Source organism: Myxococcus eversor, assembly GCF_010894455.1.
GTDB lineage: Bacteria > Myxococcota > Myxococcia > Myxococcales > Myxococcaceae > Myxococcus > Myxococcus eversor.
The window spans coordinates 1-1,963 of the sequence record NZ_JAAIXY010000064.1; the positions used below are offsets into that span (position 1 = coordinate 1).

Annotated in this window: 1 protein-coding gene; it reads left to right on the top strand. The window is 68.4% G+C overall.

Annotated features, from left to right (window positions below; translation table 11 throughout):
* Positions 1-1,963, top strand: a 1,963-nt coding sequence (locus G4D83_RS45130; protein ID WP_240357194.1) for a condensation domain-containing protein, incomplete at both ends; no start/stop codon positions are given.

Genomic DNA, 1,963 nt, shown 5'->3' on the forward strand with positions numbered 1-1,963 from the left:
CGTCCCGGGCCTCAAGCGCCTCGTCGCCTACGTCACCCCGGCCTCCGTCGACACCTCGGCCCTGCGCGCGGAGCTGCTGCTCCACCTCCCCGAGTACATGGTGCCCTCGGCCTTCGTTGCCCTGGACTCCTTGCCCATCAACACCCACGGCAAGCTCGACAGGAAGGCCCTCCCGGCTCCTGACTCTGGCCCCACCGACTCCTTCGTCGCTCCTCGCAACCCCACCGAGATGCGTCTCGCCGCCATCTGGGCGGAAGTCCTCCACCTCGACTCCGTCAGCGTCACCGACGACTTCTTCTCCCTCGGTGGCCACTCCCTCCTCGCCACCCAGGTCGTCTCTCGCGTCCGCAAGGCCTTCGACGTCGAGCTGCCCCTGCGCGCGCTCATCGAAGCGCCGACCGTGGGCGAGCTGGCGGTGCGAGTCGAAGCGGCTCGTGGAGAAGCCCCGGCCAACACGCGGCCTCCGCTCGTGGCGGTGCCTCGCACGGGTCCGCTGCCGCTGTCCTTCGCTCAGCAGCGTTTGTGGTTCCTCGACAGGCTGGAGCCCAACAGCGCCTCCTACAACATCCATTCCGGCAAGCATCTCGAGGGCTACCTGGATGCTTCCGCGTTGGAGCGCGCGATTCAGGAACTCGTGCAGCGCCATGAAGCGCTGCGCACCTCGTTCCACGTGCAGGAGGACGGCACCGCGGTTCAGGTCATCCATCCTCGCGCCGAGCTGTCCGTTCCCGTCACCGACCTCCGGCACCTGACGGGCGCGGCCCTGGACACGGAACTCGAGCGGCTGATCTCCGCCGAGGCCCAGAAGCCCTTCGACCTGACGCAGTCCCCCCTCTTCAGGGCGGCCTTGTTGCGAGTGACCGAGCAGAGCCACGTGCTTCTCGTCACGGTGCACCACATCGTCTCGGATGGCTGGTCCAACGGCATCTTGTTGCGCGAAGTGGGTGCGCTCTACGAAGCGTTCTCCCAGGGGCGTCCGTCCCCGCTCGCTCCGCTGGAGTTCCAGTACGCGGACTACGCGCTGTGGCAGCGCGGCTGGCTGCGAGACGCGGCACTGGAGCAGCAGCTCTCCTGGTGGAGGAACCAGCTCGCCGGTGCCCCCCACGCGCTCGAACTGCCGACCGACCGACCGCGACCGCCCGTGCAGACCCACGTCGGCGCGACGCTCCCGGTGCATCTGAGCACCGAGGTGACCGAAGCGCTGCGCGCGCTGTGCAAGCGCGAGGGTGTCACGCCGTTCATGGTGTTGCTCGCCGCGTTCCAGGTGCTGCTCGCGCGGTACTCGGGGCAGGACGACATCGTCGTCGGCTCGCCCATCGCGAACCGGCAGCAGACAGAGCTGGAAGGCATCGTCGGCTTCTTCGCCAACACGCTCGCGCTGCGCGCACGGCTGACGGAGAAGATGACGTTCCGCGAGCTGCTGGCTCAGCTCAAGGAGACGACGCTCGGTGCCTACGCACACCAGGACGTGCCGTTCGAGAAGCTCGTCGACGAGCTGAAGCCCGAGCGCGACCTGAGCCGGTCTCCGCTGTTCCAGGTGATGCTCGCCTTGCAGAACACGCCGCGTCAGCCTCGCACCGGGGCGCGCCGCGAAGAGCCGGCACCCGCACCGGGCCCCGTGGAAATCACCCGCGGCAGCGCCAAGTTCGACCTGTCGCTGTTGCTCTCGGACCACGGCGACGACATCAGCGGCCTGCTCGAGTTCAACACCGACCTGTTCGACCCGGACACCGCCAGACGCCTGGCCTCGCACTTGTCGCGGCTGCTGCAATCCGCCGTCAGCGACCCCAGCCAGTCACTCTGGCGGCTGCCGCTGCTCGATGAGCAGGAGCGTCGCCAGTTCCTCGTCTCCTGGAACGACACCTCACGCGAGTCGCATGCCGTCACCACCATGCACGGCCCCTTCGAGGCCCAGGTGCTTCGTACCCCTGACGCCATCGCCATCTCCGACGGCGCCCGCTCC